The 206-nt window shown below is 66.0% G+C and carries 1 protein-coding gene; it reads right to left on the bottom strand.

Annotation, left to right across the window (positions count from 1 at the left end; translation table 11 throughout):
* Nucleotides 1-206 (bottom strand): hypothetical protein (locus tag AF337_RS45855; RefSeq protein WP_152971305.1); only part of this gene is annotated, 206 nt, incomplete at both ends.

The raw sequence follows: 206 nt of genomic DNA, 5'->3' as shown, positions 1-206 counted from the left end.
ATCGCGTTCGCCGAGCGGGAATGCGTCGGTCGGGCACCGCATTTCCCATTGGCTGAGACAGCGCCTCAGATCGTGCTCGACGCCGGCTGCCGTCTGGTATCGTTCCTCGGCCGTCTTGGCGAGCAGCTTCATGACGATGGCCGATACCGCCGGTGAAACATCCACCGCCCGCTCGTTGGGCGGCGTCGGTTGCCGTGCGATGTGGC

It is taken from the genome of Rhizobium ecuadorense, assembly GCF_001187535.1.
Lineage (GTDB): Bacteria > Pseudomonadota > Alphaproteobacteria > Rhizobiales > Rhizobiaceae > Rhizobium > Rhizobium ecuadorense.
Note: the sequence above shows the minus strand (reverse complement) of the source record. Positions and strands in the feature narration are given on the sequence as shown.